This is a genomic window from Psychrobacter sp. APC 3279 (assembly GCF_030407795.1).
Classification (GTDB): domain Bacteria; phylum Pseudomonadota; class Gammaproteobacteria; order Pseudomonadales; family Moraxellaceae; genus Psychrobacter.
In genome coordinates, this window is record NZ_JASDCR010000048.1 from 1 (window position 1) to 746 (window position 746).

Annotated in this window: 1 rRNA gene; it reads right to left on the reverse strand. The window is 45.0% G+C overall.

Annotated elements, in window-relative coordinates:
* Window positions 1-395: ribosomal RNA gene (locus QL898_RS13755) — 16S ribosomal RNA — on the reverse strand; the annotation flags it as partial.
* Window positions 396-746 lie beyond the last annotated feature (351 nt).

Sequence of the window (746 nt, forward strand, 5' to 3'; positions counted from 1 at the left end):
GGCATGGCTGGATCAGGGTTTCCCCCATTGTCCAATATTCCCCACTGCTGCCTCCCGTAGGAGTCCGGGCCGTGTCTCAGTCCCGGTGTGGCTGATCATCCTCTCAGACCAGCTACAGATCGTCGCCTTGGTAGGCCTTTACCCCACCAACTAGCTAATCCGACTTAGGCTCATCCAATAGCGAGAGCGCAAGCGCCCCCTTTTCCCCGTAGGGTGTATGCGGTATTAATACGAGTTTCCCCGTGCTATCCCCCACTACTGGGCAGATTCCTAAGTATTACTCACCCGTCCGCCGCTCGACGCCTAGTAGCAAGCTACTATCGTTTCCGCTCGACTTGCATGTGTTAAGCCTGCCGCCAGCGTTCAATCTGAGCCATGATCAAACTCTTCAGTTTAATCTTGCTATGAAGTCCTTTAAAGAGACTTCTAAACTTGGCTCATTCGTTACTAGCAAATTTGCTTTCCGTATGTTTCATATAATGAATTAACTTCGAGTTTCTTTACTAATAAAGAATGATAATTTTTATAGTTAGTCACTTACCCGAAAAGAGTAAGTCCCAACTTTAATTTTTAGCATTCTAAATCAGCAAAAATCCACACAAGTTGTTCTTTGATTTTAGCTTTTAAATAGTCTCAATCACTGTCGTCCAGTAACTGATATATAGGGTATTTCTTCTGCCATCTAGCCAATCCGTCTCCGGTTAAGCTATCTAGCGAGCCGACTATCTTATCACAGTGATTTGAAT